Origin of the sequence: Caulobacter sp. S45 (genome assembly GCF_009765965.1) — a bacterium.
Lineage (GTDB): Bacteria > Pseudomonadota > Alphaproteobacteria > Caulobacterales > Caulobacteraceae > CAHJWH01.
In genome coordinates this window covers 196557-210239 of sequence record NZ_LMUL01000003.1, presented here as the reverse complement: position 1 = coordinate 210239, position 13683 = coordinate 196557, and the positions used below count along the sequence as shown (strand labels likewise).

At 68.7% G+C, this 13683-nt stretch carries 14 protein-coding genes; 7 read left to right on the top strand and 7 right to left on the bottom strand.

Going from position 1 to position 13683, the window contains the following annotated elements:
- Positions 1 to 212 precede the first annotated feature (212 nt).
- Both GSQ87_RS02510 and infA read left to right on the top strand, forming a co-directional pair.
- A complete protein-coding gene (locus GSQ87_RS02510; protein WP_158912977.1) occupies positions 213 to 419 on the top strand; it encodes a cold-shock protein in 207 nt (68 codons plus the stop codon).
- 5 nt (positions 420 to 424) lie between these two features.
- Positions 425 to 697 (top strand): translation initiation factor IF-1, encoded by a 273-nt coding sequence (gene infA, locus GSQ87_RS02505; RefSeq protein ID WP_158912976.1) that lies wholly within the window; start codon positions 425 to 427, stop codon positions 695 to 697.
- Between the two features lie 166 nt (positions 698 to 863).
- Here infA and rodA read toward each other — a convergent pair whose 3' ends face one another.
- From rodA to GSQ87_RS02480, 5 genes are all read right to left on the bottom strand, one after another.
- Positions 864 to 2018: a rod shape-determining protein RodA gene (rodA, locus tag GSQ87_RS02500; protein WP_158912975.1), complete on the bottom strand. Its 1155-nt coding sequence runs from the start codon at positions 2016 to 2018 to the stop codon at positions 864 to 866.
- The gene (gene mrdA / locus GSQ87_RS02495) at positions 2015 to 4012 is read right to left on the bottom strand and encodes a penicillin-binding protein 2 (RefSeq protein ID WP_254062708.1); all 1998 of its coding nucleotides are present in this window, start codon (positions 4010 to 4012) and stop codon (positions 2015 to 2017) included. Before mrdA ends, rodA begins: the two co-directional genes overlap by 4 nt.
- Before the next feature lie 34 nt (positions 4013 to 4046).
- Positions 4047 to 4562 (bottom strand): hypothetical protein, encoded by a 516-nt coding sequence (locus tag GSQ87_RS02490; protein ID WP_158912974.1) that lies wholly within the window; start codon positions 4560 to 4562, stop codon positions 4047 to 4049.
- Positions 4559 to 5635: a rod shape-determining protein MreC gene (mreC, locus tag GSQ87_RS02485; RefSeq protein WP_158912973.1), complete on the bottom strand. Its 1077-nt coding sequence runs from the start codon at positions 5633 to 5635 to the stop codon at positions 4559 to 4561. The genes GSQ87_RS02490 and mreC overlap by 4 nt, the downstream gene beginning before the upstream one ends.
- Positions 5636 to 5707: 72 nt before the next feature.
- A complete protein-coding gene (locus GSQ87_RS02480; protein WP_158912972.1) occupies positions 5708 to 6751 on the bottom strand; it encodes a rod shape-determining protein in 1044 nt (347 codons plus the stop codon).
- A gap of 382 nt (positions 6752 to 7133) precedes the next feature.
- On the opposite strand from GSQ87_RS02480, the gene GSQ87_RS02475 reads away from it, so the two are divergent.
- The 3 genes from GSQ87_RS02475 to GSQ87_RS02465 all read left to right on the top strand — a co-directional run bounded on the left by GSQ87_RS02475 (position 7134) and on the right by GSQ87_RS02465 (position 10190).
- On the top strand, positions 7134 to 7553 hold the full coding sequence (locus GSQ87_RS02475; RefSeq protein ID WP_158912971.1) for a hypothetical protein: 420 nt from the start codon (positions 7134 to 7136) through the stop codon (positions 7551 to 7553).
- Between the two features lie 127 nt (positions 7554 to 7680).
- Entirely contained in the window at positions 7681 to 8502 is an 822-nt protein-coding gene (locus GSQ87_RS02470) for a glycosyltransferase family 2 protein (RefSeq protein ID WP_158912970.1), read from the top strand.
- A 2-nt stretch (positions 8503 to 8504) separates the two neighbouring features.
- A complete protein-coding gene (locus GSQ87_RS02465; protein ID WP_254062715.1) occupies positions 8505 to 10190 on the top strand; it encodes a glycosyltransferase family 39 protein in 1686 nt (561 codons plus the stop codon).
- Here GSQ87_RS02465 and GSQ87_RS02460 read toward each other — a convergent pair.
- Together GSQ87_RS02460 and GSQ87_RS23030 are read right to left on the bottom strand one after the other, a co-directional pair.
- Positions 10144 to 10872: a TVP38/TMEM64 family protein gene (locus GSQ87_RS02460; protein ID WP_158913016.1), complete on the bottom strand. Its 729-nt coding sequence runs from the start codon at positions 10870 to 10872 to the stop codon at positions 10144 to 10146. The genes GSQ87_RS02465 and GSQ87_RS02460 overlap by 47 nt on opposite strands.
- A gap of 132 nt (positions 10873 to 11004) precedes the next feature.
- On the bottom strand, positions 11005 to 11355 hold the full coding sequence (locus GSQ87_RS23030; RefSeq protein WP_371416636.1) for a CsbD family protein: 351 nt from the start codon (positions 11353 to 11355) through the stop codon (positions 11005 to 11007).
- A gap of 98 nt (positions 11356 to 11453) precedes the next feature.
- Here GSQ87_RS23030 and cobT point away from each other — a divergent pair, with 98 nt between their 5' ends.
- Both cobT and GSQ87_RS22650 read left to right on the top strand, forming a co-directional pair.
- Positions 11454 to 13367, top strand: a complete 1914-nt coding sequence (gene cobT / locus GSQ87_RS02450) for a cobaltochelatase subunit CobT (RefSeq protein WP_158912969.1) — start codon at positions 11454 to 11456, stop codon at positions 13365 to 13367.
- 97 nt (positions 13368 to 13464) lie between these two features.
- On the top strand, positions 13465 to 13683 hold a 219-nt coding region (locus tag GSQ87_RS22650; protein ID WP_254062707.1), incomplete at its 3' end, for a ribose-phosphate pyrophosphokinase-like domain-containing protein.

The following is a 13683-nucleotide window of genomic DNA, read 5'->3' as shown; positions in this document are numbered from 1 at the left end:
GGGTCCGCGCGGCCCGCGTCGTGGCGGTCCCGGCAAGCCCCGTCCCGCCGCTGGCGTCGCCGCCAGCGCTCCGGCCGCGCAGTCCGGCAAGCCGGGCTGGCATCCGATGGACGTCTAAATCGACAAACCCAGGGGCGGTCTTTTGGCCGCTCCTGGACCGACTATGTTAAATCAACCGACGGCCGAGCGCCGTCGCCGATCTGGAGACCGTATTGTCTGAGGGTGTTGTGAAGTGGTTCAATCCCATGAAGGGCTTCGGGTTCATCACCCCGCAAGACGGCGGGCCTGACGTGTTCGTCCACGCGACCGCCGCCGAACGCGCGGGGCTTGGACATCTTCAAGAGAATCAAAAGCTGGGTTACGACCTGGAGCGCGGCCAGAATGGCAAGGTCGCCGCTATCAACCTGCAGGTGCTCTGAGCCGCATGTCGACCAAAGAAGATTTCATCGAATTCGATGGCGTGGTCACCGAATTGCTGCCGGAAGGCCGCTACCGGGTCCAGCTGGACAACGAGCACGTGGTGCTCGCCTACACCGCCGGCCGCATGAAGCGGAACAAGATCCGCACGCTTGTCGGCGACCGGGTCACGGTGGAGATGACGCCCTACGATCTCAGCAAGGGCCGCATCACCTTCCGCCACAAGACCGAAGGCGCCCCGCGTCCCGGCCCGCGCCCCCAGCAGTTCCGCCGGCGCTAGAGCTATCATCCTCCCCTGCGCTGGGAGGTTCCGGCGCTGCGTGCTTCGAGACGCGCTACGCGCTCCTCAGCGTGACGAAGGTTGGTGGGTTTCCTTTATCCACCCACGTCCGTCATCCTGAGGAGCCCCACAGGGGCGTCTCGAAGGACGCAGAACGAGGTTGGGGTTAGACCAGCATGCCCTTGCCGCTGGTGACCTCCGCATAACGGTGGACGCGCACGGCCTGGACCAGGGCGAAGCCGATCATCACCGTCAGCACCTCGGTCCCCCCGTAGGACAATAGCGGCATGGGCACGCCCACTACCGGGGCCATGCCCATCACCATCGACGCATTGACCAGGATGTAGAAGGCGAAGGTGGCGGTCACGCCCCCCGCCGCCAGCCGCCCGAAATGGCTGTGCGACCGCATGGCTGTGCGCAACGCCATGAAGATGATCGCCCCGTACAGCAGCAACAGCACCGTGCAGCCGACGAAGCCGAACTGCTCGGCGAAGGTGGCGAAGATGAAGTCGGTGTGCTTCTCAGGCAGGAAGTTGAGCTGGCTCTGGGTGCCCAGCCCATAGCCCTTGCCGAGCAGGCCGCCCGAGCCCAGCGCGATCTTGGACTGCAGGATGTGGTAGCCGGAGCCCGAGGGATCGTCCTCGGGGCTGAGGAAGGTCAGCACCCGGTCGCGCTGGTAGCCCTTCATGATAAACTTGACGAACACCGGCACCGCGACCACCACGCCGACGACGCCGGCCGCGAGCGCGCGCCAGTCCAGCCCGGCCAGGAACATCATCGCCGCGCCGGTGAAACCGATCAGCAGGGCCGTGCCCAGGTCCGGTTGCTTGGCGATCAGCAGCATGGGCAGCGCGATCATGCCGGCGGGGAATAGTAGCTTCCACGACCAGCGGGCGTCCTTGGCCGAGACCCCGTGATAGAAACGCGCCAGGGCCAGCACCAGGCCGATCTTCATGATCTCCGACGGCTGGATCTGGATCGGCCCGAATTGCAGCCAGCGCTTGGCCCCGAGCGAGGTGTGGCCGACGGCCATCACCGCCAGCAGCAGGAAGAACCCGGCCCCGTAGATCGGATAGGCCAGGGTCAGCCAGATGCGCAGGTTCAACAGGGTCAGCGCCAGCATCAGCGCCAGGCACAGACAGAACCGCATCAGGTGCTTGGCCGCCCAGGGGTGCCAGGCGAGCGGGGCTACCGAGTAGAGCATGGCGGTGCCGAGCGCGGCGATGATGCAAAGCAGGACCGTGAAGGTCCAGTCGATCTGCTTCAGCTTGGAGGACAGCCGCTCCCGCTCGCCCGGTCGGGTGATGGCGCTGGAGGTCACGTGGTGGTCTCCACGTTGGCGTCTGGGGTGGGCGAAGGAACCGGATTGGGATCGACCTCGGGTGCGATCTGATTGGCGGCCGGCTGTTGGGGTTGAGGCGGGCGATCGAGCGGCTGTTCGATCCGCGCACGGACCTCGGGGTCCTTGAGCAGGGCGATCTTCATGATCTCGCGCGCCTTGGGGGCGGAGGTCTCGGCGCCGAACCCACCGTGTTCGACCAGCACGGCCACCGCATAGCGCGGCGCGTCCGAGGGGGCGTAGGCGATGAACCAGGCGTGGTCTCGCTGGACCCACTGGCCGTGGGAGCCATGGATGCCATGGCTGCCGACCGCATAGGTGTGGGCTTGGGCCGTGCCGCTCTTGCCGGCCATCACGACCGGCCCCAGGTCGAGCTTGCACGCCCCGCTGCCGAAGGCGGTGCCGCCGGGCTCGTTCACCACGCCATTCATGGCCGAGCGCAGGAAGTCGATGTGCTCCGGCGAAATCCCCAGCCGTGGCGCGTCGGCGCCCGACGGGCGCACCTCGTCGCCGACGGAATGGATCAGCCTGGGCTGCAGGGCGGTGCCGCCGTTGGCGATCCGGGCGCACATGGTGGCGAGCTGCAGGGCGTTGACGCTGACGAAGCCCTGGCCGATCCCGATGCTGGGGGTGTCGCCGGGATGCCATTTCGGATCGTGCGGGACATGGGTCCGCTTCCATTCGGTGTCCGGCACGATGCCGGGCTTCTGGCCGGGGATGCCGATGTCGAAGGTCTCGCCCAGGCCGAACCGGCGGGCGACCTCGGCGATCCGGTCGGGCCCGATGGCCATGGCGGTGGCGAAGAAGTAGACGTCGCAGGACTTCTTGATCGCCGAGCGCATGTCGCACGCGCCGTGGACCTGGTCGCAGTGCCAGGTGTGATTGCCCATCGACCACGACCGGTTGCAGACGTGCACGGTCTTGGGGTCGTAGCCATGTTCCAGCGCGGCCAGGGTGACCATGGTCTTGTAGGTCGAGCCCGGCGCGTAGTTGGCGGTCAGCGCCTTGTTGAACAGGGGCTTGCGCTCGTATTTGACCATGTCGGCATAGACGTCGCCCGGCACGCCCTTGACGAAGGCGTTGGCGTCGAAGCTGGGGTTGGACGCCAGGCACAGGATGTCGCCGTTGCGGCAGTCGATCATCACCGCGGCGCCGGATTCCATCCCCATCACATCCATCGCCCGGTTCTGGATATCGGCGTCCAGGGTGAGCTTGATGGTGTCGCCGGGCGTGGCCTGGATGTCGCCGGCGGGGTCCTCGCGGATCACCCGGCCGACGCTGTCGACCTCGACCTTGTGGCCGCCGGGCTTGCCGCGCAGCTGCAGGTCCAGGGACTTCTCCACCCCCTGCTTGCCGATGCGGAAGCCGGGATGCAGCAGCAGCGGCGGCGGGTCCTCGCCGGTGGCCTCGATGTCCTTGGCCGAGACGCGCGAGACGTAGCCGATGACGTGGCTGAAGGCGCCGGGGAACGGGTAGAATCGCGCCTCGCCCATCTCGGCGGTGATCCCCGGCAGCTCCGGCATGCGCACGTTGATGCGCGAGAACTCGTCCCAGGTCAGGTCGGTGGCGATGGCGACGGGGCTGGAGCGCGGCGTCTGGGCGATGTCGCGCGTGATCTGGCGGCGCTTGGCGTCGCTGATCGGGATCAAGGCGGCCACGTTGTCGATGGCCGCGTCCACGTCCTCGACCACGTCGCGCTGCAGCAGGATGCGGAATTCCGGCCGGTTGGAGGCGATCTCCACCCCCTCGCGGTCCAGGATGCGGCCGCGCGGCGGCGGCACCAGGCGGAAGTTGAACTGGTTGGACTTGGACAGGGTCTGGTAGCGGCCGGTCTCCACCAGCTGGAGCTGGCTGAGGCGGAAGCCTAGCGCGGCCAGGCCCAGGCCGGCGAAGCCACCGAGCAGGACGGTGCGGCGGTGGAACATGCCCTGCCGCTCGTTGACCTCGTCGAAGTAGATGTGGGGTTCGTGGCTCACGGGACGGTTACTCTGCGAGCAGGTTAAATAGGGATCAGCGGAAGCGGATGTCGGCGTCTTCGAAGCGGTCGATCAGGCGGTGCGCGAACGGGAACAGCGCCAGGGTCGCCCCCAGTTGGAACAGGGCGCCCGTCAGGTTGGGGACCACGTGGGCTCGGAGCATGACGAACAGATAGGCGGCCAGGAACGCGATGCCTGTCAGTGCTAGATACCACACCGCGAGCACCGGCGCGCTGCGGCCGGTCATCAGGCTGCGCGAGATCAGCGCCCCGGCGTAGGCCAGCAGCAGGCACAGGCCCCACAGGCCCAGCGGCGCGCTCCAGAACAGGTCGAGGAACAAGCCCGCCGCCAAAAGCCCGAACGGCGCCAGCAGGGACGGGCGGATCACCGGCCAGGCGAAGGCCAGCACCATGGGGAAGACCGGCTCGGGCAGGCGTAGCCCGTAGATCCTGAACGGGACGCCCAGCAGCAGCGTCGCCGCCACGCACATCACCAACGGCCAGCCCAGCCAGGCGTGGGACTGGAGCGCCTGAGACTGGCCCCGGTTCATGGCTGAGGGTCGGGATCGGCGCCGGCCGGAGGATGGGCTGTCGCGGTGGTGGGCGCCGCCGGCGTTGTCGCACCGGGAGCCGACGGGGTCGGTGCGGGCACGGGCGCGAGCGGATGCGGCGCGGGCTTCGCCGCCGCCGCCGCGCGTTGCAGGGCGGCGGTGCGGTCGGCCGCCTCGCTCGGCGTCAGGGCCGGCGGTGCGCTCTCGTTGAAGGTGTCCGGACCGACCTTCTGGCTGAAGTCCTGGAACAGCAGCACCCGCACGAAGTCGATGGGGGAGCGGTCGGAATAGAGCCGCACGCGCCAGACGCCCCGCAGGTCCTTGACCGCCTCGCCGACCGGCAGACCGCGCGGAAAAACCCCGCCGTCGCCCGATGTCAGGATCATGTCGCCTGCCTTCAGCGTGTCCTGGCCGCGCAGGTAATCCAATCGGGGAAAGGCGCTGCCGTCGCCGGTCAGGATGGCGCGGTCGTTGGTGCGGTCGATCAGGACGGGGGTGCGGCTGTCCACGTCGGTGAGCAGCAGCATCCGGCTCACGCCCTTGGCCACGCCCACGACGCGACCGACCACGCCATGCTCGCTCATGGCCGGGTCGCCGACCTTGATCCCCCCTTCGACACCCACGTCCAGCAGGCGGGCGTTGGAGAAGGGGCCGCGCGTATCGGTCACCGCGCGTCCCGTCACCATGGGGATCGGCGGCTCGGTCTTGAGCTTGAGCAGGGCCTCGTAGCGGTCGTTGACGTTCTTCAGCGCCACCGCCGCGTCGCGCCAGCTTTCCAGATCGCGGATCTGGTGCTTCAGCCGGCGGTTCTCGGAGACGGCGAAGAAGTAGCCCTCGACATAGTCGACGCCGTCGCGGGTCCAGCGCACCGGGGCCGCCAGCACCGCATCCACCGGTTTCGCCACCATGGAAAAGGCGCCGCGCGCCTGGGGGAAGCCGCCGGTCCCGGCGGGGTCGCGGCGGCCGGCGAGCAGCAGCACGACCGCGGCCACGATAGCCAGGATGGTCGCGCCCACCGCCGTCCAGGCGAGGGGCACCTTCAGATCCTGCAGTGGTCCGTCGCGAAAGGCCATGCGGCCGCCTCTGGCCCTAGAGTCTTACAAGAATTGCGGCACGCCGCGACTGCGGCTTGCGCGGACCGGATGTCAGTGCAGGCTGGCGTCCAGCACGCCCTTCATCCATTTGGGATGTTCCAGCACCTTGCCGCAGCCCAGCGCCACGCAGGACAGCGGGTCGTCGGCGATGGTGACGGGCAGGCCGGTGGCGTTGGTGATCTCCAAGTCCAGCCCGCGCAGCAGGGCCCCGCCGCCGGTGAGCATGATGCCCTTGTCGGCGATGTCGGCGGCCAGTTCCGGCGGCGTGCTTTCCAGCGCGACCTTTACGGCTTCGACGATCTGGGAGGCGGGTTCGGCCAGGGCCTCGGCGGCCTGCTTCTCGGTGACCCGGACTTCGCGCGGCACGCCCTGCATCAGGTCGCGGCCCTTGACCTCGATGGCCAGGCCCTCGCCGTCCTCGGGTTCGCGGGCGGTGCCGATCTCCTTCTTGATGCGCTCGGCGGTGGTCTCGCCGATCAGCAGGTTATGGTTGCGGCGCATGTAGGAGATGATGGCCTCGTCCATCTTGTCCCCGCCGACCCGCACCGAGCGCGAATAGACGATGCCCGACAGCGAGAGCACCGCCACCTCGGTGGTGCCGCCGCCGATGTCCACCACCATGGAGCCGGTAGGCTCGTGGATCGGCAGGCCGGCGCCGATGGCCGCGGCCATCGGCTCGTCGATCAGGCCGACCCGGCGGGCCGAGGCGTTCAGGGCGCTGTCGTTGATGGCGCGGCGCTCGACGGCGGTGGCCCCGGAGGGCACGCATACGATCACCTTGGGGTTCACGAAGCCTTTGCGGTTATGAACCTTGCGGATGAAGTGCTTGATCATCTCTTCGGCGACTTCGAAGTCGGCGATCACCCCGTCGCGCATGGGGCGGATGGCCTCCATGTGGCCAGGCGTTCGGCCCAACATCTGCTTGGCCTCGATGCCCACCGCGTGGACGATCTTGCGTCCGCCCACGGTGCGTAGCGCCACCACCGAGGGCTCGTTCAACACGATGCCCTTGCCCTTCATGTAAATCAGGGTGTTGGCGGTGCCGAGGTCGATGGCGATGTCGTTCGAGATCAGGCCGAAAAGGGATGAGAACATGAAAGGCCTTATGAGGCGATAGGGAAGAAATTGGGATAAAACTCCCGTGAACGGAGCTAAACGGCCGCGCATCCCCCACGCGACCTTGACGCCAGCCCTCTAACTCGCAGGATAAGCTCGTTTGCCCTGGCGAGGGCGGGATTTCAAGGACTTCGTCGCACATCTGCGGCATCACGTCAGTGCGAGCGCCCGATCCGAGTCCGCCACCTTCTTTATGCGCCGCTCTCAGGATCGCCATCGACCCTTTAGGGGCCTCCGGAGCATATGAACCGTCGTCCGAAACCGTTTCCGTGTGGAGCGACGATCTATGCCCTCCGAGCCTGACCAACCTCTCCCTGATCGATTATCTTGGGGTGAGCGACCCTGTCCGATGGTGGATCGGATGCTCCACCTGGCGGGCGCGCTCCCGACCTGGCGTGTCAGCGTGGTGGGACCGGCCAGCGCCGCCACCATGATCGCGCTCTGCCGCAAGGGGTTCGATCGGGCGCTCAGCATCCAGGGCGGCGTCTGTCCGGGCGCGGAAGGCGATTGCGACCTGCTGCTGATCACCGGCCCCAACACGGCGCAGGGGTTGAGCACGTCGGTGCACCTGGGCCTCGGCCTGCTGCGCGACGGTGGGGTGCTGGTGGCCCACGAGGGCGAACTGAAGGACGACAGCCTGATCAGCGCGGTCCTGCGCGCTTCGGGTCGGGAGGTGGGCTGGTGTGTCCACGACATGGCCGAGGGCTGCCTCGTCGCCTTCCAGGTCCTGCGCACGCCGGTGGTCCCGAGCGTCGCCGCCCAGGCCATACGCGCCGCCTGAGACGTTTTCCCGCCCTTGGCGCCGCATGGGTGGGACCACACGGCGCTTGTGGCGTGAAGGCGGGGAGAATATCTCGCAACCGACCCGGCGGCGTGCCGGGCGGACGGAGCAGGCGGGATAGCTTTCCATGCAGGTGACGGCAGGGCCGGACTCGTCGGGCGGGAACGCCGGACGCGACGCGGCGGCGTCGGACCCGTCCAGGGTGCTCGCCCCAGCGGCGACGCCCGAGGTGGCGGTCGTCATCGCGGTGCTCGACGAAGCCGAGAACATCGAAGCGGTGACCGCCGAGGTGGTGGCGGCGCTCGAGCCCTTCGCGCGCTTCGAGCTGGTCTATGTCGACGACGGCAGCAAGGACGCCACGCCTGAGATCATCGCGCGCCTGGCGTCGGCCGACCCGCGCATCCGCCTGATCCGCCACGACCGCCGCTGCGGTAAGTCCCAGGCCGTTCGCACCGGGGTCTGGGCCGCGCATGCGCCCTGGATCGCGACCATGGACGGCGACGGCCAGAATGATCCGCTCGACGTGGTGGAGATGGTCGAGGCCGCCACCGCCGCCTGGAGCCCCGGCCTGCCGGCCCCGCTGGTGGCGGGCGTGCGGGTGCGGCGCGACGATCCCCGCTCGCGCCTGGTGGCCACCCGCATCGCCAACGGCCTGCGCCAGGCGATCCTGAACGACCACTGCCCCGACACCGGTTGCGGACTGAAGGTGTTCCGGCGCGAAGACTTCCTGCTGCTGCCGGTGTTCGAGGGCATGCACCGCTTCCTGCCGGCCCTGTTCGCCCGCTACGGCCACCCGCTGATCAACCGGCCGGTGCGTCACCGCGCGCGGCTGAAGGGCGTGTCGAAGTACACCAACTGGGGCCGCGCCCTGGTCGGGATCGCCGACCTGGCGGGCGTGATCTGGATCACCCGACGCACCCAGGCGCCCAAGCGGACCTCCAGCCCTTGAGCATGATCATGGCCGAAGGCGGCCGGAGGCTCGGCTGGCGGGCCTATCTGCTGCTCGCCCTGTCGGCGCTGGCCCTGTTCCTGCCGGGGCGGATGCGCCTGCCGCCGGTGGACCGCGACGAGGCCCGCTACGCCCAGGCCACCCGCCAGATGTTGGAGACCAAGGACTTCGTGCAGGTCCGCTTCCAGGATCAGCCCCGCAACCTGCAGCCGGTCGGCGTCTACTGGCTGGAGGCGGCGTCGGTGTCGCTATTCAGCAAGCCCGAGGCGCGCCAGATCTGGGCCTATCGCGTCCCTTCGCTGATTGCGGCCATAGCGGCGGTGCTGCTGACCGCCTGGATCGGCGACATGCTGTTCGGGGCCGAGGCGGGGATCGGGGCGGCGCTGCTGCTGGCGATGTCGGCGCTGCTGAGCTTTGAATCGCGCATGGCCAAGATCGACGCCTGCCTGCTGGCGACGATCCTCACCGCCCAGGCGACGCTGTTGCGCGCCTATCTGGACCGGCTAAAGGCGGGGCGGTTGAACGCGGTGGTGTTCTGGACCGCGATCGGGGTCGGTCTATTGCTGAAGGGACCGATCATCCTGATCGTCAGCGGCTCGACCACGCTGGTCCTGGTGGCGACGGACCGCAAGGCGGCGTGGCTGAAGCGGCTGCATGCGGGCTGGGGCGTACTGGTGGCGCTGGCGGTGGCCATGCCCTGGTTCGTCGCCATCGGGATCAAGACCCACGGCGCCTTCTTCGACAAGGCGGTGCGCCAGAACCTGCTCGGCAAGATTGGGCGGGGCGAGCAGCACCACGGTCTGCCGCCGGGCTACTATCTGCTGGCGTTCAACCTGACCTTCTGGCCCGGCGCGCTGGCGGCGGTGTTCGCCGCGCCCTGGGCCTGGCGTCACCGGGCGCTGCGGGAGGTGCGGTTCCTGGCGGCCTGGGTCGCGCCGACCTGGCTGATGTACGAGATCATCGGGACCAAGCTGCCCCACTACGTCCTGCCGCTGTATCCGGCGCTGGCGTGCCTGGGGGCTGCAGCGGCGCTGGCCAAGGACGGCTGGCGCGGCGGGACCCTGGGGCGGGGGCTGGCGGCGCTGTACGGCGTGCTCTGGCTGGGGGTGGGGACGTTGCTGGCCTCGCTCGGCGCCTATCTGTTCTGGCGTTACATGCACCGGCTCGATCCCATCGCCGTCGGCATGGCGGCTGTCAGCGTGGGCCTGTTGGTTGCAGCCCTGGTCCTGGCGGCGCGGGGGGCGCGGGGTCGGGCGCTGGCGGCGACGGGCGTCGCGGCGTTGATCGTCTATGCGGGCCTATACGACTACGCCCTGCCGTCGCTGACGCCGATCTGGCTCGGCCCGCGCATCGCCGCCCTGGCCGCCCGGAACCAGCCGTGTCCGAACAGCGTGCTGGCCTCGACCCGCTTCGCCGAACCCAGCCTGGTGTTCCTGAACAGCAACGAGACGCGCCTGATCGATCCGGCCTCGGCCGCCGACCTGCTGGCCCACGACCGCGCCTGCGCCATGGCCATCGTCAGCGCCAAACAGATGGGCGTCTTCATGGGCCGGGCGGCGCAGGACGGCCTCGTCCCCGAGCCCATCGGACGTATCGACGGGACCAGCTATTCGACCGGGGAGAAGCTCTCGCTGACCCTGTTCAGGGCCGCTCCAGCGACGGGACCTGTTCCGCTTCCAGGGCGTTGAGCGCGGCGCGCTTGGCCTCCTCGCGCTTGAGCCAGACGCGGGCGACCAGCGCCATGCCGATCCACAGCGCGCCGACCGCGGCCAGCTTGATCCAGCGGCTGGCGCCCCCGCCGTTGAGGGCGTGCATGGCGGAATTGCCGGCATAGGCGGTCAGGGCGATCTTGGGGATGCTGCCGAGCGCGGTGCCGGCGATGAACTGGGACACCTTCATCGGTGTCACGCCCGCCGCCATGTTGACCACCACGAACGGCGCCGAGGGCACCAGCCGCACCACCAGGCTGGCCCAGAAACCGTTGCGCCCGATCATGTCGACGAAGGCGTTGACGCCCTTGCCGGCGTAGCTGCGCAGCACGCGCGCGCCGACCTTGCGCCCGACATAGAAGCCCAGGATCGACGAGACCAGGTTGCCGATCCAGCTGTAAGCGAATCCGGTCCAGGGTCCGAACGCCACCACCGCCGCAGCCACCAGCACCACTTGCGGCACGCCCAGGAAGGCGAGCACGCTGAAACCCGCCACCGCCATCGGCAGCGCCCAGGGGCCGTGCACGCCCGCGCCCATCCAGGTCTCCACCGCGCCGGAGCCCTTGAGGCCCAGCAGCGATGCGCCGAACAGGAAGACCATGCCCACGCCCCCGAACAGGACGAAGGACACGAAGACCGCCCGCCAGGCGCGGGCGTCCATGTTGGTGATGAAGGACCAGAATTTTTTCACCCGCGGGCTTATAGCCGGGTGGCGGGTGTGGAAAAGCCCTCAACAAAAATGGGCCGCGCATCGCACGGCCCATTCCTGAAATTTGGGTAGGGGACGGCCCGACTAGCGAAGCGTGTCCTTGGCCTTGCCGAAGCCGTCCTGGACGGAGCCTGCGGCCTTTTCGGCGGCGCCTTCGGCCTGCATCTTGCGATTGCCGGTCAGCTTGCCGACGCCTTCCTTGATCGAGCCGGCGATCTTCTTGCCCGTGCCGTCGACCCGGTCATGGTCGGCGAAGGGGCGGGGCTCGCCGGCGATATGGTCCTGGACCTTGCCGACGGTGTTCTGCACCGAGCCGCCCAGCTTTTCGGCGACGCCTTCGGCCTGCATCTGGCGATCGCCGGTAAGCTTGCCGAGACCTTCTTTGATGGAGCCCTTGAGCTTGTGGCCGGCGCCTTCGATACGATTGTCGCTCATCTCGAATCTCCTGCTTGACTTTTGAAGTTGAGAGGGAAACGGAGCCGGCCAAGCTAAGTTCCGCTTTTCCCGGCCGCGCGGCGCGCTATCTAGGTCCCATGGCCGCCAAGCCCGAAGCTCCCACCGAACCGTTCAAGCGCGCCCTGGCCCATGCCGCGCGTTCGCTGGCCGAGATGCCGGACCTGGAAATCGTCTATTCCAGCGAAGGCCCCTCGCTGTCCGGCAACCGCGCGACCCTGCCGCATCCGCCGCGCGACCTGAACGGGCGCGAGGCGGCGCGCATCCGGGGCCTTGCCGACGGGATGGCGCTGCGGCTGGCTCACCATGACGCCACAGCTCACGCGCGTTTGGCGCCCCAGAACACCGAGGGCGCGGCCCTGTTCGACGCGGTGGAGCAGGCGCGGATCGAGGCGATCGGGGCCAATGCGCTGGGCGGGGTGCGCGAGAACCTGCGCGTCGCCCTGGAAAGCCAGATCGAGCGCAAGGGCCTGTCGCGGGTCGAGGACCGCACCCAGGGACCGCTGGGCGACGTGCTGTCGCTGCTGGTGCGTGAGCGCCTGACCGGCGAGCCGCCGCCCGCCGGGGCCAAGACCCTGGTCGACATGATGCGCGGCGAGATCGAGGAGAAGGCCGGCAAGGACCTGGACCGGCTGGTCGAGGCCTATCACGACCAGGACGCCTTCGGCCGCATTGCACGTGGCATCATCGTCGACCTGGGCCTGGGCGACGAAGGCGTGCCCGAGCCGGTGGACGACGCCTCCGACGAGGAGCCCGAGGGCCAGGACCAGCCCGACGAGGGCGACAACAGCGACGGCGAACAGGACCAGTCCCCGGAGACCAGCGCCCAGGACCAGGTCCAGACCTCGGAAAGCGACACCCAGTCCCCGGCTGACGACAGCGACGAGACCCAGGACGCCCAGGACCAGGACCAGTCGGAATCCACGCCTCAGCCTGACGACGCCCCCCAGCGTGGCCGCCCCGACTCCGGCCTCGGCCCGGACGGGGAGCCGCTCTACGCCGTGTTCTCCACCGCCGCCGACGAGATCGTCGAAGCCGACGAACTGTGCGATCCGGAGGAGCTGACCCGGCTGCGCGCCTATCTCGACCAGCAGCTCACCGCCCTGTCGAGCGTGGTGTCGCGCCTGGCCAACCGGCTGCAGCGGCGGCTGATGGCCAAGCAGAACCGCGCCTGGACCTTCGACCTGGAGGAGGGGGTGCTGGACGCCGCCCGTCTCACCCGCGTGATCGTCGATCCCACCGCCCCCCTGTCGTTCAAGCAGGAGCAGGACACCGATTTCCGCGACACGGTGGTCAGCCTGCTGATCGACAATTCCGGCTCCATGCGCGGGCGGCCGATCATGGTGGCGGCGGTGTGCGCCGACATCCTGGCGCGCACGCTGGAGCGCTGCGGGGTGAAGACGGAGATCCTGGGCTTCACCACCCGCGCCTGGAAGGGTGGCCAAGCCCGCGAAGCCTGGATCAAGGCCGGTAAGCCGCCCCATCCCGGCCGCCTCAACGACCTACGCCACATCGTCTACAAGGCCGCCGAGTCCCCCTGGCGCCGCGCGCGCAAGAACCTCGGCCTGATGATGCGCGAGGGCCTGCTGAAGGAGAACATCGACGGCGAGGCCCTGCTCTGGGCGCACCAGCGCCTGGCCGGCCGGCCGGAGGCGCGCAAGATCCTGATGGTGATCTCCGACGGGGCGCCGGTGGACGACAGCACCCTGTCGGTCAATTCCGGCCACTACCTGGAGCGCCACCTGCGCCAGGTGATCAACGAGATCGAGAGCGCCTCGCCGGTGGAGCTGATCGCCATCGGCATAGGCCACGACGTCACCCGCTACTACCGCCGCGCCATCACCATCGTCGACGTGGAGCAGCTCGGCGGGGCCATGACCGAGAAGCTGGCCGAACTGTTCGACGAGGAGCCGAAGACGGCGTCCCGCTCGACCCCGCTGTTCTACCTCACGGCCCCCGGACGAGGGCGAAAGGGCCGGGCGAAGGCCGCCTGATCAAGGCGCGCATGGGTGGCGTGAGACTCTACGCCCCTTGCCCCGCGCCGTCCGCCTGTTAGGAAGCGCGCGAACCGGGCGCAGAGGTCGTAGGCGGATGAAACTTCTCGCTGGCAATTCCAACAAGACTTTGGCCAAGGCCATCGGGGATTATCTCGACATCCCGCTGACCCGCGCCCAGGTGCGCCGGTTCGCCGACAACGAGGTGTTCGTCACCATCGACGAGAACGTCCGGGGCGAGGACGTGTTCGTGATCCAGTCCACGTCCTATCCAGCCAACGACAACCTGATGGAGCTGCTGATCTGCATCGACGCG